The following is a 24,304-nucleotide window of genomic DNA, read 5'->3' as shown; positions in this document are numbered from 1 at the left end:
GAGCTGCGGATGCGGAATCCGCCAGCGGGTCGACAGTGGTTCAGAAGCTATTTCCATGCGTCCTTACTGCGGTAGGAGGGAAACCTTTACTGTCGGCCCTCGGCTTGTTCGCCCAGAATGGAGGAGTCGAGACCGGAGGAGGAGTATGAGCACGCGCGCGTCGGAGCTGTCTCTGCGGGAGCAGGTCGGGGTGGTCCGGACCGGGTCGGTGCCGGCCGAGGACCTCGCCACGCAGGTCAGACGAGCGATCGAGCTGCGCGAACCGGAACTCGACGCCTGGGTGTGCCTGTCGTCGACGATTGCGGCAGAGGCTCGTGCCGTCGACCGGGACCCTGGCTCTGCGCCTCTGGCCGGTGTGTCCGCCGGAGTCAAGGACCTCATCGACGTAGCCGGGATGCCCACGCGTGCCGGCTCCGCAGTCACCTCCCCGGATGCCGTCGGCACCGATGCTGCCTGCGTGACTCGTCTGCGTTCCCTCGGTGCGATCGTCCAGGGCAAGACCGTGACGACCGAGTTCGGCTACTTCACCCCCGGCCCCACCCGCAATCCCCACGCCCTCGATCACACCCCCGGCGGGTCCTCCAGTGGATCGGCTGCGGCCGTCGCGGCGGGGACCGTGCCCCTCGCGCTCGGCACCCAGACGGCGGGTTCGCTGACCCGGCCGGCCTCGTACTGCGGAGCCGCCGGCATGGTCCTCGCCCACGGCACCACGGACATGTCCGGCATCACCGGTCTGAGCGAGTCACTGGACTCGCTGGGCCTGCTCACCCGGTCCGTGGCCGATCTTCGCTTCGTGCACAACGCATTCACCGGTCGCGAGCGCTCCGATGCCCGGGCTCCGGAGCCGGTTGCTCGGGGCCTGGTCTGGAACGCCGGTGCTCTCCACCCTCTGGAGCCGCCCATGGCGGCGTTGCTGGAACATGTGCCCGCCCTGCTGGAAGAGATCGGAGTGAAGGCCGAACCGCTCGACTGGGACGATCATGTTCAGACCTTGGCCGAGGACCACGTCACCGTCATGTCGTACGAAGCCGCCCGGGCACGGGCACACGAGTTCGACGAACATGCGCAGGCACTGAGCGCGCCGATCCGAGACCTCCTGGAGAACGGTCGCAGGACCCCCGGGGCCGAGTATTCCGCGGCCCTGACCCGTCGGGACCGTTCTCGTGAACTGCTGGACGAGATTCTGGACTCCGCTCCGATCATCGTCGGTCCTGCAGCGCTGGGTCCGGCCCCGTTCGGCCTGTCCGCGACCGGGTCGCCGATCCTCAGCCGGCCGTGGCAGCTGCTGGGTCTACCGGTCGTGGTCGTGCCGGGTGCCCGCACCCCCGCGGGACTGCCGCTGGGCCTGCAGATCGTCGGGCTGCCGGGGCACGAGGACCGGCTGCTCGACGTGGGCGAGAAGCTCGAGGCCCTCCTACGTGAACTGCCCGTGATTGCCGTCTGAGCCGCCCGCTCGCTCGGCTCGGTGACATTACTCGCTCGGCTCGGTGACATTACTCGCTCGGCTCGGTGAAAGGATCAGCCATGCTCGAACCCCGCCCCACCAACCACCACAGGATGTTCCTCACCTGCTACGAGGACACGTTCGACCGCGGCTGGCACCACGTCGATCTGTTCGTCCACGACGAGTACGGCCGTGAGGTCAACTGGGTCCACTGGACGGTGGAGGCCGACGGCCCCGAGGCGGCCGACGAGTCGGTCCGCAGGGAAGAACCACTCCTGCGACGGACCACCGCCTGGCGGCACCAGGTGAGCGCGGCGGGAATGAACTACTGGACCGCGGATGCCGGCTGGGACGACGCCGCGGCGGACGTCGCCTGAGCAGGTGGTTCCCCCCGCGCGGCGGACGGGGACAATGTCGGGAGCCAGGGATACGCCCTGGCTCCCGAATCCGGAGGTGAAGAGCCATGGCGGAGAGTGCGGACGACCTCCGAGCCGAGACGACGGTGTACGTGGTCGACGACGATCTCGAACTGTGCGAATCCGTCGACTGGTTGCTGGAGAGCATCGGGATCAGACCGGTGATCTGCCACAGCGGTGAGCAGTTCCTGAACGCCTACGACGGGAGCCGGCCGGCCTGCATCGTCCTCGACGTGCGCATGCCCCGCATGAGTGGGACACGGTTGCAGGAGAAGCTCAACGAGTTCGCGCCGCACGTGGCGATCATCTTCGTCTCCGCCCACGGCGACATCCGGATGTCCGTCTCCACCCTGAAGGCGGGGGCGCTGGACTTCCTCGAGAAGCCCTACGATCCGCAACGGCTGCTGGACGCCGTGCAGGCCGGGGTGGAGAAGGCCCGGCTCCGCTTCACCGACCATGTCGTGCGGGAATCCGTCCGGAACAAGGTCTCGTCCCTCACGCCGCGCGAGCGTCAGATCCTGGCCCTGGTGGTCGAAGGCCTACCCAGCCAGAACATCGCCCGGAAACTCGGCATGAGCGTGAAGACCGTCGACGTCCATCGTGCTCGCATCAAGAGCAAGACGGACGCCGACAGCATCAGCACCCTCGTGCGGGACGTCCTTCGGTACGGGGTGGACGTGCCGGTCGAGGATCAGTAGTCGAGGATCAGTAGTAGTCCAGCACCAGGCGCTCGCCCGCTGCCCGGGACACGCAGACTGCCATGATCTCGCCGGATTCCTTCTCGGACTGCGTGAGAACGTTGTCCCGGTGGATCGGAGTCCCTGCCAGCACCTGCATGATGCAGGTACCGCAGATGCCCTCCTGGCAGGACGTGTCCACGTCGCAGCCGTTCTCCTGAAGCACCTCGACGATGCTCCGGTCGGCCGGGACCTGATAGGTCTCCCCCTCCAGTTCCACCTCGAACGCGGAGTTCTCGGAGGCGTCCGGCTGTTCCGCCGCGTGGAAGTTCTCGAGATGGATCGACCCGGCCGGGACGTGCCGGCCGGCGAGCGCAACGACCTTGGTCATGAACCCGTCGGGTCCGCACGTGTAGACGTGGGCGCCGGGATCCATTCCCGCAAAGGTGGTTCCGAGGATCTCGTCCTGGTCCTGCCGGGCCACCCCCAGATGGGCACGGAGCTTCTCCGGGCAGCGGTCACGCAGCAGCGGAAGGAAGGCGGCTTCCTTCTCGCTGCGCGCGAAGTAGTGCAGTTCGAAGCTGATGCCGTGGACGTCCATGTAGCGCGCCAGGCTCAGCATCGGGGTGATGCCGATGCCGGCGGCGACCAGGACGTGGTGCGTGGCGTCCGTCGCGATGCTCAGCAGGTTCCGCGGGGAGCTGATCCGGAGAACGTCGCCCACCCCCACTTCGTGGAGGGCGGCCGAGCCGCCGCGGGAGTTCTCCTCGCGCTTCACCGCGAAGGCGAACGAATCCTGCGCATCGGGCGTGCTGAACAGCGAGTACTGGCGGGTGATCGACGTGGGTCCGACGACATCGATGTGCGCGCCCGGCAGATACGTACCCAGTGGCGATCCGTCGGGCTTCGCCAGCCTGAACGATCTGACGGTGGGTGATTCCTGAATGATCTCGGCGACGGTGACGTCGATGAGTGCCATGTCCGTTCTCCTCGTGAATTTCTCCGGACGGAAAACGCCGACCGGGGCCCTCCCGGACGGGAGGACCCCGCTCAGCGGAGGTACAGCCCGCCGTTGACGTCCCAGCAGGCACCTGTGACGAAGTAGCCGTCGTCCGAGGTGAGCAGCCCGACCATGTCCGCCACGAACGACGGACTTCCCAAGCGGCCCACCGGAATCCCGGCGACGATGCCCGCGAGCCTGTCCGGGGGCACCGTGGCCCGCACGACCGGGAGGTCGTGCGGCCCGGGAGAGATCGCGTTCACGGTCACTCCCCGGCCGGCCAGCTCGCGCGCGAAGACCTTGGTGGTGGTCAGGATCGCTCCCTTGGAGGCCGCGTAGTGGCCACCGGTTGCCGTCCCTCCGTTCTGGCCGGCAAGTGAGGCCATGTTGACGATCCGTCCGAAGCCCTGGTCGGCCATGGCCGCGCCGAACACCTGGCAACCGAAGAAGATGCTGTTCACGTTCGTCGTGAGCACACTCGTGAAGTCCGCCTCCGCCAGGTTCATCAGCTCCGCTGCCTGCGTGACGGCAGCATTGTTGACGACGATCGTGGGGATGCCCCAGATCTGCCGGCATGTCGCCAGGGCCTCCTCGAATCCGACCTTGCGACTGACGTCGAGCTCGAGACCGCGTGCGGTCGATCCGTCGGGGGACAACTCCGCCGCGAGGGCTTCGACACCGGCCGTGTCGATGTCGGCGAGCAGAACCCTTCTACCGTCGGCGTGGAGTTTCCGGGCAATGGCGGCACCCATACCTCCGGCCGCGCCGGTGACAACGGCGATACCCGGCCCGGTGCCGGTGGACTGAGAGATCACATCGGCCCCCTACAGCAGGTAACCCGAGGCGCTGACCGCGTCCTCGCTGTCGATGAGCCGCACGACCTTGAGTGAGATTCTGTCCCCGTCCGCTCCGAGAACGATCCGGTGGGTCAGCTCGGCGCCGAGCGTCGTGAATTCGTTGCGCTTGAACGCATTGAGGATCTGGGCCGATCGGAGAGTGACCGAGGTTTCGGTGATTTCCTCCACGGTGAACCGCGAGACGATCCGCACGGTCCGGGCCGCGGCCACCGCGGAGGGCGAGTAGCCCTGCATCATCCGCTCGACGCGCAGGTGCCGCATGCGCTTGTCGTCGTAGACCATGTTCAGGCCCGCGGCGAAGTCGTCGGTGTCCGGATCGATGGGAATCACGTAATATGCGTCGTCCGTGTACATCTGCTCCCAGGCTCGATAGTCCTTGGCATCGAGGACCTGAGCTTCCTTCCAGACGAGCTCGATCGCCCGGAGGGTACGGGAGTCCGTCAGGGTCGGCATCGGTACGACCTCAGTCATTGCTCATCATCTTCTTCCACATCGCGTAGGCTTCCCGCATCCCCGTCTCGTCGGTGACATGAGAGGTGGGCCAACCTTCTTCGGTCGTGTACTCGCGTCCCTCGCCGCGGTTGACGAGGATCGGCATGTTCGGATTGCCGCCGGCCCCGATCTGCACCCGGATCCAACCCTCGGCGTCGTCGGGGCTACCGAAACCGAACGGCCCCTGGAAGTGCTCGTGGATCCTCAGTCGCTCGCGGTTGACGCTCTCGGGCCCGCCGTCCATGCCGAGGGCCATGTGCCAGATCTCGGTCTCGTCGACGGAGAGAGGGATCAGGACCCGGAAGAACGACGACGACATCGCGACGTTCGGGAAGGTGTTGAGGTTGAACCCGCAACCGTGCATGGAACGCATATAGCGACGGATCCGTTCGGGGCTTTCTCCCGCGGCGGCGAGTTCGTCGACCAGATGCTGGAAGCGGGGCTGGATCTCCTCCGTTCCGTCGTCCACATCGAGATCCGCGTGGGCCGCGGCCATGATCGCGACGCTGTGCCCGTTGCCGAGGGCGTGGGTCTCGGCCGCGGGGTCGTCCATGAATGACATCATGTCCGCCGTCTCGGCGTCGACGGAGGCCATCCACGACTTGTGCACCATCGGGAAGTGGTACCCGTCCGTGGTGTTCTCGAGCTGGATCTTCCAGTTCCCCTTGAACCGGAACTTGTGAACGCCGAGCACCTTGGTCGGAAATCCGTTGCTCTGCTTGAAGAAGCGTTCCATCCAGATCTTGGCGTCGCCGAGGAAGTCCTCGAGCGGCTCGGCGTCCTGGTCGAAGGTTGCCCAGATCATCCCCAGGTAGCTCTCGGTGCGCAGCGTCTGGAGCGGGAAGTCCTTCTTGTCCACGACGCCCTCGTAACCGTCCGGGTAGGGGATGCCGCGAAGACGTCCGTCGAGTGCGTAGGACCAGTTGTGGTACGGGCACGTGAAGCCGTTGGCCTTGCCGCTGCGCTGGTCGCACACCGTCGCCCCGCGATGCCGGCATCGGTTCAGCAGGGTGTTGAAGTTGCCCTTGCGATCCCGGGTCACGATGACCGGCTGGTCTCCGACCTGGGTGGTCTTGAACGAGCCCGCCTCCGGGATCTCGCTCTCGTGTGCCACCCACACCCAGGTCTTGTAGAAGATCTTCTTCATCTCCTCCTGGAAGATGTCCGGATCGGTGTACAGCCGGCCCGCGACCCGGTCGTTCGCGACGAGGTCCGCGTAGGTGCGTGCGGTGGGTTCTTCTGTCGTCGTCATGTGATTCCTTCGTTCGTGAAGTGCAAGGGCGGGCATCACCGGGATGCATCAGATCCGTTGGAACATCGCCTCGGCGGGCAGCGGCGCGGCGAACATCCGGCGGGTGCAGAACCGGCTCATGCGAGCCGCCGTACGTCCCCCGGTCCGGCCCAGGTCGAAGTCGATCGCGAGCCGGGCGCAGAGAATCTCGGCCGTTCCCGTCGCATAGAGCGACAGTTGCTGCATGATCCACTGCCCGCTCGCACGGTTGCCGTCGAGACGGATCTGCTCGCTCCCGAGGAGATGCACGTTGCGGAGGAAGTGGTCGGCCGGCGGCAGGTACCGGGACACGAGGGCCACGATTTCGTCTCGGCCCCTGGCGATTCCGAATTTGCCGGCGTACTCCGGACCCAGTCCTTCCCAGGTCGCGTCGTCGGTGAACAGGACGCCGAGCTGATCCGGGCTCTGCAGCGGGCCGGGCACGTCACACAGGTCCAGATAGCGGGCGAGACAGTCGCGGACGGCCTCCTTCGCCTCGACCACCTCGAGGCGGTGCTCCGTGTCGGTCACGGATCAGACCTCGACGTCGGCGCGGATCGTCAGCTCTCGGCCCATGCGGGCCTCGATCTTGAAGTACTTCCAGAGGGCGTACTCGCCGATCATCGTCGTCCGCAACAGGTTGCACGCGGCCCGCACGGTTTCCTGGTCCTTCACGTCGGCCAGGACGTAGCAGGTCCAGGGCCAGCCGTCGGACGGGCCCACCATGTGGGCGTCGTCGTCGAACGTGCCGATGACATGGATGCCGTCCATGTTCGCGAGATTCGAGAGCATGGTGGAGATGCCGACCCACACCGGGCCGATCTCCGCCTTCGGCAGGTCGAAGAAGTTCTGGTTGTTGCCGATGCAGAACAGGGTGCGCAACGGTTCGGCGGTCATGGGGCGTCCTTTCGCTGGGAAGGCAGGCGCTGGTCTCGAAGATCCCGCCCCGGTCAGGGGAAACTGGGGATCCCGGGTTCCAGGCCGAGGAGAACGGCTCCGGCCGCCTCGAAGGTGTTGGTCTGAAGCATGGCGTGCTGAGCCGGGACGAGAGCGTCCCGAAGGTAGCGCTGCAGCGGGTGGCTCTCGTAGATCGCCCCGGTGCCGGCCAGGTCGAACGCGGCGAGCACGACGTTGCGGCCGACGTGGGCGGCCTGGGTTGCTCCCAGGCGGAGCAGGGCCGTGTACTCGTCGGTGATCTCGTCGCCGCGGACCGCCAGGTCCCACACCTCGTCGGTGATCTCGTAGAAGAAGGCCCGAGCGGAGCGGAGATCGGCCTCGGCGCGGGCCAGGCCGGTCTTGTAGGCGGGCCGGTTTCCCTTGCTGTCACCGCCGGTGATGCTGGATCGGACCGCTCCGACCTCGTGGACGTAATCCAGCGCGCCGCGGGCGGCGCCGAGAGTCACCACCGCCAGCACCTGGGCGGCATAGGCGAGCGACGGATACCGTGTGAGCGGCTCGTCGATCAGGGGAGCGCCACCGCGGACGAACGTCATCTCCTCGGGGACGAAGAGCCTGTCGGCCTTCACTGCGTGTGACCCCGTCGCCTTCATTCCGGCGACATCCCAGTTCTCCACGATCTCCACGTCGGCAGGGTCGACGAGGGCGGTCAGTGGCTTGCCGTTCGTTTCCGGGCCTCCGGCGAGACCGATGCCGAGGATGTCGGCGCCCAGGCATCCGCTGGCGAACTGCCAGAGCCCGCTGCACAGGTAGCCGCCGTCCACCTTCTCGGCCTTCTGCATGGGGAACAACCCGCCGGCATAGGCGACGTCCGGGCCGTCGGAGTAGATCGTCTCCTGGGTTTCGACCGGCAGGGCCGCGAAGTACACGAGCGAGGATCCGAAGCTTGCCACCCACCCGGTGGCCGGATCCACCGCGGAAATCCGCTCGATCTGCCTCATAAAGGAGGAGGGGGCCATCGGTTCTCCGCCGAACCGTGCCGGGGTCGACGCGCGGTAGAGTCCGGCCTGCTTCAAGAGCGCGATGAAGTCCTTCGGCACGAATCGTTGCCGGTTGAACTCGTCGCGCCGGTCCAGCAGCACGGCGAGGGCGTCCTCGAAGGCCTTCTCCCGTGCAGGGCCCACCGCTGCCGCCTGCACTGGTTTGATCGTGCTCCGGATCGCCATCGTCGTCTCCATCCACCTCGTCGTGTCGCGCTGAGGAAAACGCTAGGAAAGGTTCGGACGAGGCGGTATCGGGATTTCCTCCGCCGGTCATAAAGCATTCCCCTATGGTCGATCCGCCGCTCGTGGGTCGACAATGAACCGTCACGGCACCCGGAGGTGAGGATCGATGTTCCCGACAGGCCGCGACTTCCAGGAGATGGTGGAGAAGACGGAAACAGGGATCCTCATCCACGAGGCCGCGTCCAAGAACATCCTCTGGGCCAACCCCGCCGCGTGCCGGATGTTCGGTTTCACCCTCGACGAACTGCGACCGTTGAAGGCCCACCACATGAGCAGCCAGGAGCGTCAGTACCGGCGCTCGGTCGGGGTGGCGTGGTTGCAGGACGCGGTCGTACACGGCTCGAGCCGCAGACAGTGGAAGTACCGGACCAAGGACGGTCAGGACTTCCTGGCAGACGCGGTCGCCTCGCTCCTGACCTTCCAGGACGGGCAGGTCGTGATGGTCGAGTTCCGCAACATCGCCGAAGAGGTGGAGCTCCAGGAGGAGCTCAGCTGGGTGTCGCAGTCCCTACAGCGCATCATGACGCACACGTCGGCGGGCATCGTGGTGCTCGACGAGATGAACTGCATCGAGGACATCTCGCCGCTCGCGGCCCAGCTCTTCGGCAGAACGCCGGACGAACTGTCCGGTGTGTACCTGGAGGATCTGGGCCGGTGTGAGCCTCGCCTGACCGCCGAGCCCGTCGTCGCCAAATTGGACGCGGCGGCCGGGCCGGTGGGCATCATGCAGGAGATCGAGAAGAGCGACGGCAGCACCACTTGGCTGGCCGGCTTTCTCGAGGCCGTGGTGCACGACGGAATGACGTCCCGGGTGCTGACGATCCGTGACGTGACGGATCGCGTGGAGTGGGAACGCCGGCATGCGTATCAGGAGGCCAACCTCCAGTACCTCAGCCGGTACAACGCGATGGGTGACATGGCCATGATCCTCGCTCACGAACTCGGGCAGCCCCTCGCCGCCTCGACGAACTATCTGAGCGGCCTCAAGGCGCGCATCTCCGACCGATCCCTCGACCCCGAGGCGCTGAGCTACGGGTTGGACAGGATGGAGAAGCAGCTCGGCCGGGCGGCGGAAATCGTGTCCTCCGTGAAGCGCTACGTGCGGCGGATCGAGAGCACCAAGGCTGCCATCGACCTCAACGAGACGGTCGAGGAGAGCCTGTACTTCGTTCGTCTGCGGGCAGCCGAGCGGGGCGTGCACATATCGATCGACAGGTCCCGTTCCCCGTTGCCGGTGGAAGGAGAGAGCGTGCTGATCGGGCAGGTGGTCATCAACCTCTGCTTCAACGCGATCGACGAGATCGTGTTGCCCTCGACTTCCGTCAAGGAGCTGACCGTCCGGACGGCCCGGCGGGGTGAGTGGGCCTGCGTCTCCGTTCTCGACCAGGGACGAGGGATGGACGGTGCCTCGGGAAACCGTCTGGCCTCCGGGGCCTTCTCGGCCAAGCAGGACAGTTCCGGGATCGGCCTGATCATCTCGGAGCACATCGTCGAGCGACACGGGGGCAGCATCCGGTACCTGCCAAACCACCCGCACGGTACCGAGGTCCGGATGTGCCTGCCCATCTCCGAGTAACTGCGTCCACCTGGGTGGCAGCCTCGGGTGATGCGGATGTGCGCACGCTCCGCAGGACGGGCCGGAGACGTGGGCGTTCACGGGTCTGTGCAACGACACCTCCGCGGCGGGCTGCGCGGCTGGACTACCCTCGGTCTGCCAGTCGAACACCTCGAGGGACCCTCCTGTCCACAGCAGCCCGTCGCCCGGTCGGACCGGCGGATCGAAAGGGGAAACTGTGCCCCGCAGCGTCCTCGTCGTCGACGACGAACCCCACATCCGTCGCGTCCTGCGCGGCTACCTCGAGGCGGACGGCTACGACGTCATCGAAGCCGCAACGGGCTCGCAAGCGCTGACATCGGTGCAGTCCCACCGCCCCGACCTGGTGCTGCTCGACATCCGCCTTCCCGACCTCGACGGTCTCGAGGTGCTGCGCAGGATCCGCGGATTCTCCGACGTGTACGTCGTGTTGGTCACCGCGCGCGCCGAGGAGGTCGACAAGCTGGTGGGTCTGGCGGTCGGCGCCGACGACTACATCACCAAACCGTTCGCGCCTCGCGAGGTCGCCGCCCGCGTCCGTGCCGTCCTGCGCCGCGCCCGAGGCACCGACGGTGGTACCTCCCGCGTGGTCGTCGCCGGTCTGACCGTCGACCCCGACTCCCGGGAGGTGACGGTCGACAGCACTCCCGTGGAACTGTCCGCGCTCGAGTTCGACCTGCTCCTGGCCCTGGCCCGGGCGCCGGGCCGGGTGTACTCGCGCCGGCAACTGCTCGAGAAGGTGTGGGGCGGCGACTTCTTCGGTGACGAACGGGTCGTGGACGTGCACATCCGCAGCATCCGCCGGGCGCTCGGTGACGACGCCACCGCCCCCCGCTTCATCGGGACCGTCCGCGGGGTCGGCTACAAGTTCGTGGCCACGGCCGGGGCCGACCGGTGAACCTCGGCGGTTCCCGGTTTCCCGTGCCGAGCCTGACGACGCGGCTGTTCGTCTCCCATCTGCTGGTGGCGGTGGTCGGAGCGCTGGTCACCTTCGCCGTCGTCCGGGTCGCGGCGCCGGCGTTGTTCGACGAACGCGCCCCCGGTCCCGGCGGCGGCCGCAACCGCACGAACGGGTCTTCTCCGTTGCGCGAGGTCGTGGCCGATGCCGTGACGACGGCGTTGCTGCTCGGGGTGCTTGCCGGGGTGATCGCGGCCGCCGCGCTGGGTCTGCTGGCGTCCCGGCGCCTGCTGCGGTCGCTGCGGTCGGTGCGCTCGGGCACCCGGGCGATCGCCGCCGGTGACTACCGGCACCGCATCCCGGTGCCGCCGGAGGTCGAACTTGCCGCGGTCGCCACCGATGTCAACGATCTCGCCATCCGCCTCGCCGACACAGAAGCCCGGCGGGTCCGGCTGCTGTCGGAGGTGGCGCACGAGATGCGCACCCCGTTGACCGTGATCGACGGCTACGCCGAGGGTGTCCTCGACGGTGTCTTCGCACCGGCAGAGCTGGTCCAGATCGAAACCGAGGTGGGCCGGCTGCGCAGGCTCGCCGATGATCTGTCCACCCTGTCCCGGGCGGAGGAGGGCCGTTTGGACCTGCACCCGGCCGACGTCGATCTGTCCGGCCTCGTCGTGCAGGTCACGGGCCGGTTGCGCCCGCAGTTCGACGATGCCGGCCTGACCTTGACCGTGCACCCGCCGTCCCGGCCGGTCGTGGTGTGGGCCGATGCCGACCGGATCACGCAGGTGCTGACCAATCTGCTCGGCAACGCCCTCGCCGCGACGGAGACCGGCGGCGTGAGCATCGACATCACCGCCGGTCGAGACGTCGCCACCGTCACCGTCACCGATACGGGAGAGGGACTCGACCGGGACGATGTGGAACGGATCTTCGAGCGCTTCTACCGGGTCCCGTCCCGGCGCCGGGGCGAGCACGATCTCGGCTCCGGCATCGGCCTGACCATCAGCCGGGGCATCGCCCGCGCCCACGGCGGCGACCTGTCGGCCGACTCTCCCGGCCGCGGTCACGGATCACGGTTCACACTGCAGCTGCCCACTCGAAGCGACCACCCGATCCGACGCTGACACATCCGCGCCTTCCGCGGCCGTGCGCTACTCCGAGTGCTGCGGTCCCTGCCCGTGTCCCTGGCCCTGCCCGTGTCCGCCGGCCGGCTCCTCGCCGGTCAGGGCTGCCCGGAAGGCCTGCAGATGGTGCTCGGAACCGGTGCGCAGCTTGCCGTACAGGCGGTCGATCGCGTCCTCGTCACTGACCTCGATCGCGGTGGACAGTTCGGCGATGTCGGCGGCCTCGAGTTCGGCCCCGACCGCGTACGCCTCCTCGACCGAGGTCAGACCGCGGGCGAGCCAACCGTCGTAGGCGCTCTGCAACTGAGGCTCGGCGTAGGTTGCGGTAGTGAGCCCGGCCGATGGATCGCTCACACCGTACCGACCGAGCAGAGCGCCGACGGCATCGTAGTGACGCTGTTCGCTGGCGGAGATGCGCTCGAAGATCTGTGCCCCCCACTTCTGCGCGAACTGCTGGTACAGATCTCGTGCCAGGCGTTCCTCCTCCCGCATCACCACCAGGTCGGACTGCTCCTGTGTGGACAGCGCACCGCCCGTGCCCTCGTCCGGCTCCTGGGCTGTCGCGACGGCCGTCCCGAATCCGGCGATTCCGATCGTCGCCCCTGCCGCGAGTGCGGCCACTGTCTTCCGCCAGGTGTTCATCACCGGCACCACCTTTCTCTCACCACCGAGTCAACGCACCGTCGGTGAAGGGTTCCCGTCCCGATGTGTGAAGCTTGTGTGAGAGGGCCACCGCAGGGACGGGTTCGGCAGATGCCGGGGTCCTCGGCTTCCGCTGGGGCGAGCTATGGGCTTTGGACCCTAGAGAGCCGGTGATGTGATTCGTAGCGTCGGAGTCGGCGGCATCGCGACGAGGAGGCTGGCGATGACTGATACGACGGCGACCCCCATCCCGGCCGGCATCGAGTCGCCCGACGAGGTTCACACCCGGTTGGGCACGTTGCGGTTCTTCGACGGCTTCCCGGACGACGCGACGGTCCGGACGTTGTTCGACAACCTGGACTTTCAGCGTGCCGTGCAGGCGTACCTGCTGGCTCTGCCCGCGCTGAACATGGCGGCGATGCGCAGCGCGCTCCTCGAATGGGGCCCGGTGAACTCGACGGCGTACGTCTTCGAAGACCTGATGCATCCGCGCACCGTGTGGCTCACGGCTAACACGAGCACGTCGTACACCGCCATCTGGATCGACCTGCACGACGGTCCGCTCGTGATCGAGGCGCCGCCCGGCGTGCTGGGCGCGATCGACGACAGCTGGGGACGCTGGGTGGTCGACGTCGGCCTGACCGGACCCGACAAGGGCCGGGGCGGCGCCTACCTGCTGCTGCCCCCCGGCTACGACGGTGAGGTCCCCGGCGGCTACTTCGTGGTGCGGACCAACAGCTTCGGCATGGTGCTGTTCGTTCGGGGCTTCCTCGACGAGCACGGCGATCCCCACCCCGCCGTCGAGGTCATCAAGGACAAGACCCGGGCCTACCCCCTCGCGCTCGCGGGCCGTCCGCCGTCCATGCGGTTCGTGAACGTGTCGCCCGAACCCATGGTCGGCGTCCCCCCGGCCGACTTCCGGGCGTGGGAAATGCTCGACGAGGTGGTGCAGTCGGAGCCGCCCGAGTCGTCCGATCCGCTCACCCTGGGATTCTTCGCCTCGATCGGCATCCGGCGCGGCAGGCCGTTCGACCCCGACGAGCGCATGCGCGCGATCCTCACCGAAGCCGCCGCGGTGGGTGACGCCACCGGTCGCGCCCTCACCTACCGGTTCCGGCAGCCGGAGGCCTACCGCTACCCGGGCAGTACTTGGCGCGCATTCTTCCTCGGTGGTCATCGGTTCGAGGAGGACGGGGTCGCCCTGCTCGACGCCGCCGCTCAGTTCAACTTCTCGGTGACCGGCGTGAGTCCGGCAGAGGACGTCGAGAGGATCGGCACCGGTTCCCAGTACGTCGTCGCCTGCGTCGACGCCGACGGCGCCCCGTTCGACGGCGGCCGGACCTACCGGCTCCGCGTCCCTGCGAACGTTCCGGCCGGCAACTTCTGGTCGATCCTCGCCTACGACACCCAGACCCGGTCCATGCTGCAGACCGGACAGGAGTGGCCGTCGGTGACGAGCCAGGACCGCGATTTCACCACGAACGAGGACGGCTCCGTCGACGTCCACTTCGGTCCCGAACCGCCCGAGGACGGTCACAACTGGATCCAGACCGTTCCCGGCAAGAGCTGGTGGGCCATGTTCCGGCTGTACGGCCCCCTCGCACCGTGGTTCGACAAGACGTGGCAGCTGCCGGACATCGAGCGACTCGCGTAGAGGCGCCGACGCGGCCTCGTGGTGCCCTCGGCCCGGCACCGGCGAGATCCAGTCGGTGCGATCTCAGATCTCGCGCCAGCTCTCCCCGGCCATGTCGTGGCCGTGTGCCGCCATGAGCATCAGTCCACCGTCGACGGGAATCGAGCCGCCCGTGAGGTACGACGAGCGCGGCGACGCGAGGAATGCGATGGCCGACGCGACCTCGTTGACGTGCCCGGGCCGGCCGACCGGGTTGCCGGGGCGGTCCTCACGATACGCCTGGGATTCGTCCATGCCCGTCATCGGGGTCGAGATCTCGCCCGGCGCAATCGCATTGACGAGTATGCCGTGCCGTCCCAGCTCGAGTGCGAGGCACTTGGTGAGCATGCCCAGGCCGGCCTTGGCGCTGCAGTAGGCGGCGGCGCCGAGCCGGGGGATGTGCTCGTGCACACTCGTGACGTTGATGATCCGGCCACCGCGGCCGCCCGCGATCATCCGCCGGGCGGCGCGCTGAGCGCACAGGAACGGACCCTCGAGGTCGGTCGCGAGAACCTCCCGCCACGTGTCGTAGCTCAGGTCGAGGATCCGGTCCATGTGCCCGGTTCCGGCGTTGTTGACCAGAACGCCCAGGCCGCCGAGCTTCTCGGCGAGCGTGTCGACGACGTCGGCGGTGTCCGGACTGGTCAGGTCCTGGTGGACGACGAAGCAGCGCTGTCCGCGCTCCTCGATCCCGTCCCGGGTGTTCCGGGCCCCGGCCTCGTCGGTGTGGAACGTGATGCCTACGTCGAATCCCTCCGAGGCCAGCACCTCGGCGGTGGCTTTTCCGATTCCCGAATCGGCTCCGGTGACGATCGCAAGTCTCTCGGGTGCAGGAATATTCATGCAGGGCCTGTACCCACTCGTCGTCCCCTCCACGCCGATCGGTGGTCGACGGGCGCTCACCTCGAGTAACGTCATGACCGGTGAGCACAGGAGGTGCACCCATGACGACCTTTGCCGTGACCGACACCGGCGACGGGCTGGATGTCACCGTCGACGGCACGACCCACCGCCTCGGCGTGGCGGACGCGCGCCGGCTCGCACACCGGATTCTCGACGTCGTCCACGCCGCCTATCCCGAACGCACGGGCGCGGGACTCGAATCGTGGCCCACGGAGCGCCTGGAGGAGTTCGTCGCCGACCTCGAACGGACCGTGAACCCGGACCGGCCCGGGCACATTCTCAGGGCCGCTCGGGTGGAGCTGGATCGCCGTCGGGGCGCCGCCCGGTGATGAGGAAGATGACCCGTTCGGCCACGTCCACGGCCTGGTCCCCGAAGCGTTCGTAGAAGCGTGCCACCAGGGCGAGGTCGACGGCGGGGGTCACGCCGTGCTTCCACGCCGGGTCCCGGAGCGTCCCGAGCAGACGGGCGTGGACGGCGTCGAGTTCCGCGTCGGTGCTCCGGACCCGGGTGACCAGCTCCAGATTCGGCTCCGTGAAGACGTCACACAGTCCGCGCGCCATGCCGGCCGTGAGTTCGCCCATCCGGGCGATGTCGTCCCGGACCTCGTCGGGGGCGAGCTCTCCGGGGGTGCGCCGCCGGGCTGCCCGCGCGATGTGCAGGGCGAGCTGGCCCATCCGCGCCAGGTCGCTGCTCATCCGCACCGCCGAGAAGACGAACCGGAGATCGCCGGCCACCGGATGCTGCAACGCCAGGATCGCCACGGCCCGCTCGCTGCACTCGGTGTGCAACGTGTCGATCTGCTCGCCGAGATCGAGCGCCTCCTCGGCCGCGGCCACGTCGCCGTCGAGCAGCGCACGCGTCGACAGCTCCAGGGCCTTCGCCGCGAGCTCGGCGAGACCGCGGAGCCTGCCGGTGAGGTCGCGTAACTGTTGATCGAACGAGGCCCTCATGTACACCGATCCACTGCGCTGTCCTCCGTTGCCGTTACGGGGGTATACCCGGAAGCGGCCCCGTCGACGCCCGGTGGAGGCCCTTCGGGCCGGGGAACCGCCGCCGTCAGTTCTCGGCTTCCTGCTCGCGCTGCCGCCGCAGCCGCTGTGCGGCCGTGTGCGCGCCTTCCCGCTCGAGGGCCTGGAGCATCTTCTCGACCTTGTCCGCAGAGGCGCGCGGCGGCAGCAGCGGGGTAGCCGGATCGACGACCGCCTGGATCAGCACCGGACGGTCGGCGGTCAGGGCGGTGTGCCACGCCCCGTCGACGTCCTCGGGGCGATCGACCCGGATGCCCTCCAGGCCGAGCAGCCGGGCGTAGTCGGCATAGGGGAAGGGCGGGACGGTCTGCGAGGCGGGGATGCGGGCGTCGCCCTCCATTTCCCTCTGCTCCCAGGACACTTCGGTGAGGTCGCCGTTGTCGAGGACGAGGACGACGAAGCGCGGATCGGCCCAGTCTCGCCAGCGGTGGGCAAGGGTGATCAGCTCCGAGATGCCGTTCATCTGCATGGCGCCGTCCCCGGCCAAGGCGATCACCGGACGATCCGGATGGGCGAGCTTGGCGGCCAGTCCGTACGGCATCGCGGACCCCATCGAGGCGAGCGTGCTCGACAGGTGCGCCGGCACTCCCGGCGGCAGTCGCAGGAAACGCGCGTACCAATACACGACCGATCCGACGTCCACCGCCACCTGGGCGTCCGCCGGGAGCCGGTCGGACAGGGCTGCGACGACAGCCTGCGGATCGAGGACGACGGCCTGCGGATCGAGACCGTCCGGGGGCTCCGTGCACCGTGCGGCGGCGATCCGCCGCCAGTTCCGGACCATCTGCTCGACGTCGCGGCGCCACGGTCCGGCGGTCCGGTGCAGCCGGGGCAGCAGGGCGCGCAGGGTCTCGCGGGCGTCCCCGGCGAGGGGCACCTCGACGGGATACTTGGCGCCGAGGTTGCGGGCGGCGATGTCGATCTGCACGGCACGTGCCTGTCCCGGGGCGGGATAGAACTCCGTCCACGGATCGTTGCTGCCCACGATCAGCAGGGTGTCGCATCCGGCCGTCAGGTCCGCAGAGGCGGTCGTGCCGAGGTGTCCCATGACACCGCAGGCCCAGTCCCGGGACTCGTCGATCACCGGTTTGCCGAGCAGCGACGTCGTGACGCCGGCGCCGAGCAGCTCCGCGACCTCGCCGATCTCCGGGGCCGCGCCGTATGCGCCCTGGCCGACGAGCAGCGCGACCCGTCGCCCGGCGTTGAGCAGGTCGGCGGCCCGGTCGAGATCGGCGTCGGTGGGCAGCACCCGCGGGACCGCGACCGTCGCGGCGCTGGGGACCACGCCGTGGGCGTGCTCCTCCCCGGCGACGTCGGCCTGCTGCACGTCGTGCGGGACGATCACACACGTCGGGCTGGAGGTCGCCCGTGCGGTGCGGAAGGCGTTGTCGAGCACCGCGCCGAGTTGTTCGGGGGTATCGAGGGTCTGCACGTACTGGGCGCACACGTCCTTGAACAGCGTGGGCAGCGCGACTTCCTGCTGGTAGCCGCTGCCCTGGGCCGTCGTCACCACGTGTCCGACGATCGCCACCACCGGTTTGCCGTCCAGCTTGGCGTCGTAGAGGCCGGTGAGCAGATGCACCGCCCCGGGTCCCTGGGTGGCGAGGCACACCCCCACCTCCCCGGTGTATTTCGCGTGCCCGGTGGCCATGAAGGCCGCCATCTCCTCGTGCCGGGCGGTGACGAGCTCGATGTGCTCGGCCGCCCGATCCAGAGCGGCCAGGATCGGGTCGATCCCGTCTCCGGCGTAGCCGAAGACGCGGTGGACGCCCCAGGCCCGGAGCCGGTCGACTATCCCGTCGGCGACGTTGGCCATGCCGTTCCTCCCGGTGGCGCCCGGCGTCCGCCGCGGGCGTCCTTCGTCGTGTCCTCCGGGGCCGGGTGCCCGGTGGGGGACGGGCGAAACCTCGGCGCCGAGCGCGACGAGAATCGTTCGGGGCGGGCGGGCGGGCGGGCGGGGTGGTCCGTCCCGGGCGGCACACTGGTCGCATGAGGTTGCTGCTGCTGGCCGACACCCACATCCCTGCGCGTGCGAGGGACCTGCCGGCCCGGGTGTGGGAGGAGGTCGATCACGCCGACGTGGTGCTGCACGCCGGCGACTGGGTCGAGGTCGCGTTCTTCGACGCATTGTCCGAGCGGGCCGGACGGTTGGTCGCGTGCTGGGGCAACAACGACGGTGCGGAATTGCGGGGCCGGATGCCCGAGACCGCGCGCGTGACATTGGAGGGTGTGCGCTTCACCGTCGTCCACGAGACCGGAGCCTCGGCAGGCCGGGACGGGCGGATGTCGGCCGCTCATCCCGACACCGACGTTCTGGTGTTCGGGCACAGCCACATTCCGTGGGACACCACTACGGCCGCGGGGCTGCGGCTGCTGAACCCGGGGTCGCCGACGGACCGTCGGCGACAACCGTTCTGCACCTTCTTAACGCCTCTCCTTCCTGAAGGCAGGAGATTCCCGACTCAGACCGCAACCGCACCCCACCCGGAGGGAGGTGATCCGTTTGACTCACGTCGTCGACACCGGTGTGGCCACGCTCCGCCACAGCCAGAACCACTCTGGCAGCGTTCCGGTCCCGGCACGCGGTGTGCCCGCATGCTCGGCATCGGAAAATTCGTTCCTCGCGCGCTGGGCGAGGTCGCACTGCACCGCCTCTGACCGGAAATCGAGCCGAACGACCGGTTCGGGCGTACGGTGGGTGTGCCCCGCCACCGCCCGAGGGAGCCCACATGCCTGCATCCTTCTTTGCGCATCCGCACCAGGCGTTCACCGCAGGTTTCTACCGCGACGAGGACTTCGACTTCGAGGTCCGGTTCCTGCTCGGACAGGCCGTGCACGGTGCGGCGGACGTGGGGGAGGTGCTCGCCACCATCGCCCCGATCGGCGAGAAGGATCACGAGAAGTGGTTCGAGGGCTGGGTGGCGCTCGGCAGTCGCGTCCGGGGGCTCGCCGATGCCTCCGCCGAGGCCGGGCACGTCGTCAGTGCCGCGGGCGCATATCTGCGTGCCGCAACGTATTTCGCTACCGCAGTCAACTCCGTGGACGGTCTGGCCGACGACGGCCCGCTGCTGCCGACGTTTCGGCAGCACCGGGCGGCGTGGGACCGGTTCGTCGAGACCACCCCGCACCCGGCCGAGCGGGTGGACATTCCCTACGAGGACGGCTTCCTGCCGGGCTACCTGCTGCGGCCGCTCGGCGAGGAGACCCGCGAACCACGCCCCACCCTGATCCTGAACAACGGCAGCGACGGGCCCATCAGCAGCCTGTGGACCGCCGCCGGGGCCGGCGCCCTCGCCCGCGGCTACAACGTGCTGTTCTTCGACGGTCCGGGCCAGCAGTCCATGCTGTTCGAGCGCGGCGTGCCGTTCCGGCACGACTGGGAGGCCGTGATCACGCCGATCGTGGACTTCCTCCTCCGGTACCCGGAGGTCGACGGCTCGCGCATCGCCCTCTACGGGATCAGTCAGGCCGGATACTGGGTGCCGCGCGCACTGGCCTTCGAGCACCGGATCGCGGCGGCAATCGCCGATCCGGGGGTGGTCGACGTGTCCGCGTCGTGGCTCGCCCACATGCCCAAGAACATGATCGAGTTGCTCGAGAAGGGCGACCGGGAGAAGTTCGATCGCGACATGGCCTTCGGCATGCGGCTGTCGGGCCGGCTCGAGCGCACGTGGCGGTTCCGGGCCCGCCCCTACCGCAGGATGGACTCGTATTTCGACACCCTCACCGAGGTGCTGAAGTACCGGCTCGGCGATCTCCCCGAGTCGATCACGACGCCGCTGTTCGTCACCGACCCCGAGGACGAGCAGTTCTGGCCCGGCCAGTCCCGGCAGCTCGCCGAGCGGCTGCGCGGGGCGAAGGAACTGGCGTCGTTCACCGCGGCGGAGGGTGCCAACTTCCACTGCCAGCCCCTCGCTCGCAGCCTCACCGACCAGCGGATGTTCGACTGGCTGGACACGGTGCTGGCCGACCGGGCCCGCGTCCGGGCCTCCGGCGGCGCGCCGGCGCGTGAGGTGGCGGACGGCTGAGCGAGGTGGCCGCCGGGCAGGAGATCCGGCCCGGAGACCTCCTCAGTCCGCGAAGAACAGGGCCGCCGCCGCATCCCGCGCGATCAGGAACCCGGCGATACCCAGCACCCATCCCAGCGCCGAGTCGGCGTGCCGGGCGGTGAACTCGTCGAGACGTCGCAGCAGCGGCTCGATCCGCCGGTGCACGACGAGCCGGCCCACCACCAGCAGCAGGGCCGGCAGCACCATCACCGCGCAGTACCCGGCGAGCAGGCCGGCGCCGGTGGCGGCCGGCAGTCCCGTCGCCACGATCGTCCCGATCGCTGCCAGGTACGGCAGCATCGTGGCGACCTCGACGGTCCCGGCACCGAGCGCGAGCACTGCCACACCGGACGCCGTCCGTTGCCGCTCGAGGGCCCGGGAGCGCCAGTGCCGCAGCCGGCTCCCGCGGCCCCCAACCCGCGCCTTCCCCGAGTCGAATCGCCAGCTCACCGCGAACAGAGCCGCGCCCACCGAGAGTTGCGCCCAGTTCCACGCCGTCGTGTCGCTCCACCGCGCGAGCGCCGCGGCGCCGCTCCGGCCCGCGGACATCAGCACGAGTCCGACGACGAAGTAGAACGCGGCGATCGACAGCAGGTACACCAGCAGGCGGCGTACGGGGGGCTGGCCCGGCACGGTGAGCAACCACAGCGGCACGACGAGGGTGCCGAGACTGGTGCTGTCCACGAGCGCAAGCACCGCAAGCGTGCCCAGGAGAGCGAGGTCCATGGCTCGATGCTCGGCGGTCACCGCACGCGTGTCGTCGGTCTTCGGAACGAGGCGGGGTCCTCCGTCGGGAGGACGAACCGGCCGCGCCGCTGTGCTGTGATGAACGGGTGCCGCGTTGGTCGTCTCTCTCCGTCACCGCGCAGGGCTGGTGTATCGCGGTGGCCGAGTTCCTGCTCGGGCTGCTGTTGCTGTCCGCAGGTCTGTACGAACTCGCCCCCGTCAGGGTGGAGGCTCCGGCGGCCTTGCGTATCGGCCTGCTGGCGGCCGTGTGCGGCGCAGCGGTGCTCCGGGCGCGGCGGCCGGTGGCGGCGCTCGTGCTCGGTGCGGTGCCGCTGGGCATCGACCTCCTGCTCGGGCCGTCCCTGCCCGTGTGGCTCGTCTACTCCGACCTGCTCTACGCCGGCGTCCGCTACGGCACCGAGCGGCAGGCACGGGCGCTGCTCGGCCTCGCCTCCGCACTCTCCGCGGCCTCTTTCGGGGTCGTCTACGTCGTCACCGGGAACTGGCAGCTGCTGGTGCTCACGGCGATTGCGCTGTCCGCGTTCGTCGGCACTCCGCTGTGGTGGGGGCGTGCGGTCCGGTTGCACAAGGACGTCGCCGACGCCGAACGCGCCCGCGCCGAGGCCGTCACCACGATCGCCGAACTCGACCGGCGGGCCGCCGTGGCGGCCGAGCGCAACCGCATGGCCCGCGATCTGCACGACGTCGTCGCCGGGCACCTGTCGGCGATCGCGATCCAGTCCGAGGCCGCGCTGGGCCTCTCCCGCGATGCGTCGTCGCCGACGGCCCGCCGGATGGAGGCGCTGCACGCCGTGCTCGAATCGGTGCGGAGCAACAGCGTCGACGCGCTCGAGGAGATGCGGGAGATGATCGGACTACTGCGGGACCGGCCCGTCCTCGGCGAGACGACCGCGCCCGGGCGGCTGGCCCACCTCGGCAAGCTCGTCGACTCGGCCCACGCCGGGGGCACCGTCGTCCACGTCCGCCGGTCGGGTCCGGGGCGGCAGCTGCCCGTCGCCGTCGACCACGCCGCCTATCGCATCGTCCAGGAGGCCCTGACCAACGCCGCCAAGCACGCGCCCGGCGTCCCCGTCGAGCTGTCGCTGGACGCGCGCGGCGACCGGTTGGAGGTGACCGTGCGCAACCCGCTCCCCGACGGGACGGTTGCCGCGCCGCGCACGCCGTCGGGCGGCCGGGGCCTGGCGAGCATGCGGGAACGCACCGAGCTTCTCGGCGGCCGGTTCCGTGCGGGTCCGTCCGACGGGGCGTGGGTCGTGGGGGCGTCGCTGCCGCTGCGCCCGGGAGCGCCGTCGTGATCCGGGTGCTGCTCGCCGACGACCACGGCGCCATCCGCGCGGGGCTGGCGATGATCCTGTCCGCGACCTCCGATCTCGAGGTGGTCGGCGAGGCCGCCGACGGCGACGTCGCCGTGCGTCAGGTGCGGGCGCTGCGGCCGGACGTGGTGCTCATGGACATCCGCATGCCGGGCACCGACGGCATCGAGGCCACCCGCCGGATCCGCGAGACGAGCGATACCCAGGTGCTCGTCCTCACGACCTTCGACGTCGACGAGTACGTCCTGGGTGCGCTGCGCGCCGGCGCCGGGGGCTTCCTGCTGAAGTCGGCCTCCGCGCAGGAACTGACCGACGGTATCCGGCGGGTGGCCCACGGCGACGGCGTGCTGTCCCCGCAGGTGACCCGCACCGTCATCGCGGGCCTGGCCACCGGCGCCGCCGAACCGGTGCCGCCGCCGACCGGCGTGGACCTGCTCACGGACCGGGAACGCGAGGTGCTCGACTGCCTCGGTGAGGGCCTGGCGAACCAGCAGATCGCCGAGCGCCTGAACATCGGCGCCACCACCGTCAAGACCCACGTCTCCCGGGTCCTGGCGAAGCTGGGGGTGGATTCGCGGTTGCACGCCGCGTTCGTCGCCCGGCAGATCGCGGGCAGGTAGGTCGCCTCCTCCGGAAGGAGGACACCCGGTCCGTCGGGTGGCCGACGCGCCGGCGACCGCCTCGCGTCAGGGTCGAAGTCATGACTGCAACCGAGACGACGACCCGGCCCGGGCGCATCGTTGCGCTCGACGTCGCGCGCGGCATCGCCATTCTGGGCACGCTCGGCACGAACATCTGGATCTTGACCGACCCGGCCGGCATCGTCGGCTACCTGAACACGCTCGGTTCCGAGCCGTGGCCCCAGCGGATCCTCATGCCACTCGCCCAGGGCAAGTTCCTGGGGTTGCTGACCTTGATGTTCGGGATCGGTCTGGCGATCCAGGCGGCGTCGGCGCGACGGGCGGGACGGCCGTGGCCGGGCGGGTACCGGGTGCGTGCCGCGCTGCTGTTGCTCGACGGCGCGCTGCACTACCTGCTCGTCGCCGAATTCGACATCCTCATGGGTTACGCACTGGTGTCGATGCTCGTGTGCGGTCTCGTCGTCGCATCGGCACGGGCGCGGCTGTGGGTGGCCGTCGCCGCGTCCGCCGTGCACGTGCTGCTGCTCACCGCGCTGGTGGCGGCGATCGCGGCCGAGCCGGATTCCGGGGCGCCCACCGCCCCGGCCACCGACGTGTTCGCCACCGGCAGCTGGTGGGATCTGGTGGTGTTCCGGGCCGAGAACGTCGGCGCGTTCCGGGCCGAGGTGATCTTCGTGATCCCGATGACGATCGCGATGTTCCTCGCCGGTGCCGCGCTGTACGAGGCGGGAATCTTCGATCCGGGCAGCCGGGTGCTGCGGCGGAAGCTGATGCTGCTCGGGGCGGTCGCCGCCCCGGTCGACGCGGTCGTGGGATTGTGCGGCGGTGAGGCCGGTGTGCTGGTCGCCCGCTACGGCGTGGCCCCGTTCGTCGCGGTCGGCCTGCTCGCCTGGATCGCGCAGTTCCACGTGACGCCGCGGCGGGCGGGGGTGGTCGGGACCGGGCTGGAACGCATCGGCCGGACCGCGTTGAGCTGCTACGTCGCGCAGAACGTTCTCGCCTCTGCGCTGTGCTACGGCTGGGGCCTCGGGCTGGCGGCGAGAGTTGATCCGTCGCTGCGGGTGCCGTTCACCGTCGCGGTGTACCTGCTGGTGTGTGCGGTGCTGGTCGTCACGGCGAGCTGGTGGCTGCGGCGGTATCGGCAGGGGCCGGTCGAGTGGTTGTGGCGGGTCTCGTACCAGCGGCTGGTGCGCGAGCCGGCGACCCCTTCCTAGTGGGCCGAATGTCACATTTGGATCGCGGAGCGGAACGCCTGTGACATTCGGTCCGCTGGGAGCGGCTACCCACCGGCGGAGCTATGCGCTAATCTGTGACTCGACCGTGATCAATCCGTTATTAAACGGACCGCTC

Annotated in this window: 24 protein-coding genes and 1 pseudogene; 13 read left to right on the top strand and 12 right to left on the bottom strand. The window is 69.2% G+C overall.

Annotation, left to right across the window (positions count from 1 at the left end; all coding sequences use genetic code 11):
- The first annotated feature begins 145 nt into the window (after nucleotides 1-145).
- The 3 genes from HFP48_RS23795 to HFP48_RS23785 all read left to right on the top strand — a co-directional run bounded on the left by HFP48_RS23795 (nucleotide 146) and on the right by HFP48_RS23785 (nucleotide 2,558).
- The gene (locus HFP48_RS23795; RefSeq protein WP_168580152.1) at nucleotides 146-1,444 is read left to right on the top strand and encodes an amidase; all 1,299 of its coding nucleotides are present in this window, start codon (nucleotides 146-148) and stop codon (nucleotides 1,442-1,444) included.
- A gap of 80 nt (nucleotides 1,445-1,524) precedes the next feature.
- A complete protein-coding gene (locus tag HFP48_RS23790) occupies nucleotides 1,525-1,821 on the top strand; it encodes a hypothetical protein (RefSeq protein ID WP_006931784.1) in 297 nt (98 codons plus the stop codon).
- 86 nt (nucleotides 1,822-1,907) lie between these two features.
- Nucleotides 1,908-2,558 carry a response regulator gene (locus tag HFP48_RS23785; RefSeq protein ID WP_006931786.1) on the top strand — a complete coding sequence of 217 codons (651 nt, stop codon included), beginning with the start codon at nucleotides 1,908-1,910 and terminating at the stop codon, nucleotides 2,556-2,558.
- A 7-nt stretch (nucleotides 2,559-2,565) separates the two neighbouring features.
- Here HFP48_RS23785 and HFP48_RS23780 read toward each other — a convergent pair whose 3' ends face one another.
- The 7 genes from HFP48_RS23780 to HFP48_RS23750 form a co-directional block, all read right to left on the bottom strand.
- The gene (locus HFP48_RS23780; RefSeq protein WP_168580151.1) at nucleotides 2,566-3,516 is read right to left on the bottom strand and encodes a PDR/VanB family oxidoreductase; all 951 of its coding nucleotides are present in this window, start codon (nucleotides 3,514-3,516) and stop codon (nucleotides 2,566-2,568) included.
- A gap of 71 nt (nucleotides 3,517-3,587) precedes the next feature.
- Nucleotides 3,588-4,352, bottom strand: a complete 765-nt coding sequence (locus HFP48_RS23775; RefSeq protein ID WP_168580150.1) for an SDR family oxidoreductase — start codon at nucleotides 4,350-4,352, stop codon at nucleotides 3,588-3,590.
- Between the two features lie 9 nt (nucleotides 4,353-4,361).
- Nucleotides 4,362-4,865 (bottom strand): aromatic-ring-hydroxylating dioxygenase subunit beta, encoded by a 504-nt coding sequence (locus tag HFP48_RS23770; protein ID WP_168580149.1) that lies wholly within the window; start codon nucleotides 4,863-4,865, stop codon nucleotides 4,362-4,364.
- Complete coding sequence (locus HFP48_RS23765) at nucleotides 4,858-6,138, bottom strand: aromatic ring-hydroxylating dioxygenase subunit alpha (RefSeq protein WP_006931795.1); 1,281 nt, start codon at nucleotides 6,136-6,138, stop codon at nucleotides 4,858-4,860. The genes HFP48_RS23770 and HFP48_RS23765 overlap by 8 nt, the downstream gene beginning before the upstream one ends.
- 48 nt (nucleotides 6,139-6,186) lie before the next feature.
- A complete protein-coding gene (locus HFP48_RS23760; RefSeq protein WP_168580148.1) occupies nucleotides 6,187-6,687 on the bottom strand; it encodes a nuclear transport factor 2 family protein in 501 nt (166 codons plus the stop codon).
- Between the two features lie 3 nt (nucleotides 6,688-6,690).
- Nucleotides 6,691-7,053 carry a hypothetical protein gene (locus HFP48_RS23755; RefSeq protein WP_168580147.1) on the bottom strand — a complete coding sequence of 121 codons (363 nt, stop codon included), beginning with the start codon at nucleotides 7,051-7,053 and terminating at the stop codon, nucleotides 6,691-6,693.
- Between the two features lie 53 nt (nucleotides 7,054-7,106).
- Nucleotides 7,107-8,291, bottom strand: a complete 1,185-nt coding sequence (locus HFP48_RS23750; protein WP_168580146.1) for an acyl-CoA dehydrogenase family protein — start codon at nucleotides 8,289-8,291, stop codon at nucleotides 7,107-7,109.
- A gap of 154 nt (nucleotides 8,292-8,445) precedes the next feature.
- On the opposite strand from HFP48_RS23750, the gene HFP48_RS23745 reads away from it, so the two are divergent.
- The 3 genes from HFP48_RS23745 to HFP48_RS23735 all read left to right on the top strand — a co-directional run bounded on the left by HFP48_RS23745 (nucleotide 8,446) and on the right by HFP48_RS23735 (nucleotide 11,958).
- Nucleotides 8,446-9,915, top strand: coding sequence for a PAS domain S-box protein (locus HFP48_RS23745; RefSeq protein ID WP_006931801.1), 1,470 nt, complete (start codon nucleotides 8,446-8,448; stop codon nucleotides 9,913-9,915).
- A 217-nt stretch (nucleotides 9,916-10,132) separates the two neighbouring features.
- The gene (locus HFP48_RS23740) at nucleotides 10,133-10,831 is read left to right on the top strand and encodes a response regulator transcription factor (RefSeq protein WP_072636334.1); all 699 of its coding nucleotides are present in this window, start codon (nucleotides 10,133-10,135) and stop codon (nucleotides 10,829-10,831) included.
- Between the two features lie 23 nt (nucleotides 10,832-10,854).
- Complete coding sequence (locus HFP48_RS23735; protein ID WP_246872467.1) at nucleotides 10,855-11,958, top strand: HAMP domain-containing sensor histidine kinase; 1,104 nt, start codon at nucleotides 10,855-10,857, stop codon at nucleotides 11,956-11,958.
- Between the two features lie 27 nt (nucleotides 11,959-11,985).
- On the opposite strand, the gene HFP48_RS23730 is transcribed toward HFP48_RS23735, so the two are convergent.
- The gene (locus HFP48_RS23730; protein WP_168580144.1) at nucleotides 11,986-12,600 is read right to left on the bottom strand and encodes a DUF2202 domain-containing protein; all 615 of its coding nucleotides are present in this window, start codon (nucleotides 12,598-12,600) and stop codon (nucleotides 11,986-11,988) included.
- Nucleotides 12,601-12,823: 223 nt separating this feature from the next.
- Between HFP48_RS23730 and HFP48_RS23725 the strand changes: the two genes are divergently transcribed.
- Nucleotides 12,824-14,254 carry a DUF1254 domain-containing protein gene (locus HFP48_RS23725; protein ID WP_168580143.1) on the top strand — a complete coding sequence of 477 codons (1,431 nt, stop codon included), beginning with the start codon at nucleotides 12,824-12,826 and terminating at the stop codon, nucleotides 14,252-14,254.
- Nucleotides 14,255-14,317: 63 nt separating this feature from the next.
- Here the strand turns inward: HFP48_RS23725 and HFP48_RS23720 are convergent, their stop codons facing one another.
- Nucleotides 14,318-15,115, bottom strand: a complete 798-nt coding sequence (locus HFP48_RS23720; RefSeq protein ID WP_051359216.1) for an SDR family oxidoreductase — start codon at nucleotides 15,113-15,115, stop codon at nucleotides 14,318-14,320.
- 101 nt (nucleotides 15,116-15,216) lie between these two features.
- Here HFP48_RS23720 and HFP48_RS23715 point away from each other — a divergent pair, with 101 nt between their 5' ends.
- Nucleotides 15,217-15,504, top strand: coding sequence for a hypothetical protein (locus HFP48_RS23715; protein ID WP_006931807.1), 288 nt, complete (start codon nucleotides 15,217-15,219; stop codon nucleotides 15,502-15,504).
- On the opposite strand, the gene phoU is transcribed toward HFP48_RS23715, so the two are convergent.
- Nucleotides 15,455-16,126: a phosphate signaling complex protein PhoU gene (gene phoU, locus HFP48_RS23710; RefSeq protein ID WP_050035952.1), complete on the bottom strand. Its 672-nt coding sequence runs from the start codon at nucleotides 16,124-16,126 to the stop codon at nucleotides 15,455-15,457. The two genes, HFP48_RS23715 and phoU, sit on opposite strands and share 50 nt — an antisense overlap.
- 106 nt (nucleotides 16,127-16,232) lie before the next feature.
- Nucleotides 16,233-18,020, bottom strand: a complete 1,788-nt coding sequence (locus HFP48_RS23705; RefSeq protein WP_029546274.1) for a thiamine pyrophosphate-requiring protein — start codon at nucleotides 18,018-18,020, stop codon at nucleotides 16,233-16,235.
- Nucleotides 18,021-18,193: 173 nt separating this feature from the next.
- Here HFP48_RS23705 and HFP48_RS23700 point away from each other — a divergent pair.
- Both HFP48_RS23700 and HFP48_RS23690 read left to right on the top strand, forming a co-directional pair.
- Nucleotides 18,194-18,634: pseudogene (locus tag HFP48_RS23700) on the top strand (metallophosphoesterase); the annotation flags it as partial.
- A 299-nt stretch (nucleotides 18,635-18,933) separates the two neighbouring features.
- Nucleotides 18,934-20,232 carry a dipeptidyl aminopeptidase gene (locus tag HFP48_RS23690; RefSeq protein WP_168580142.1) on the top strand — a complete coding sequence of 433 codons (1,299 nt, stop codon included), beginning with the start codon at nucleotides 18,934-18,936 and terminating at the stop codon, nucleotides 20,230-20,232.
- 42 nt (nucleotides 20,233-20,274) lie between these two features.
- On the opposite strand, the gene HFP48_RS23685 is transcribed toward HFP48_RS23690, so the two are convergent.
- Nucleotides 20,275-20,979, bottom strand: a complete 705-nt coding sequence (locus HFP48_RS23685) for a GAP family protein (RefSeq protein ID WP_168580141.1) — start codon at nucleotides 20,977-20,979, stop codon at nucleotides 20,275-20,277.
- 107 nt (nucleotides 20,980-21,086) lie between these two features.
- Here HFP48_RS23685 and HFP48_RS23680 point away from each other — a divergent pair, with 107 nt between their 5' ends.
- The 3 genes from HFP48_RS23680 (at nucleotide 21,087) to HFP48_RS23670 (ending at nucleotide 24,168) form a co-directional block, all read left to right on the top strand.
- Nucleotides 21,087-22,295 carry a histidine kinase gene (locus HFP48_RS23680; protein ID WP_168580140.1) on the top strand — a complete coding sequence of 403 codons (1,209 nt, stop codon included), beginning with the start codon at nucleotides 21,087-21,089 and terminating at the stop codon, nucleotides 22,293-22,295.
- Nucleotides 22,292-22,933: a response regulator transcription factor gene (locus HFP48_RS23675; protein WP_210432782.1), complete on the top strand. Its 642-nt coding sequence runs from the start codon at nucleotides 22,292-22,294 to the stop codon at nucleotides 22,931-22,933. Before HFP48_RS23680 ends, HFP48_RS23675 begins: the two co-directional genes overlap by 4 nt.
- A gap of 80 nt (nucleotides 22,934-23,013) precedes the next feature.
- The gene (locus HFP48_RS23670; RefSeq protein WP_168580138.1) at nucleotides 23,014-24,168 is read left to right on the top strand and encodes a DUF418 domain-containing protein; all 1,155 of its coding nucleotides are present in this window, start codon (nucleotides 23,014-23,016) and stop codon (nucleotides 24,166-24,168) included.
- Nucleotides 24,169-24,304: the final 136 nt, after the last annotated feature.

It is taken from the genome of Rhodococcus sp. DMU1 (assembly GCF_012272955.1).
GTDB classification, from domain to species: Bacteria; Actinomycetota; Actinomycetes; order Mycobacteriales; family Mycobacteriaceae; genus Rhodococcus; species Rhodococcus aetherivorans.
Note: the sequence above shows the minus strand (reverse complement) of the source record. Positions and strands in the feature narration are given on the sequence as shown.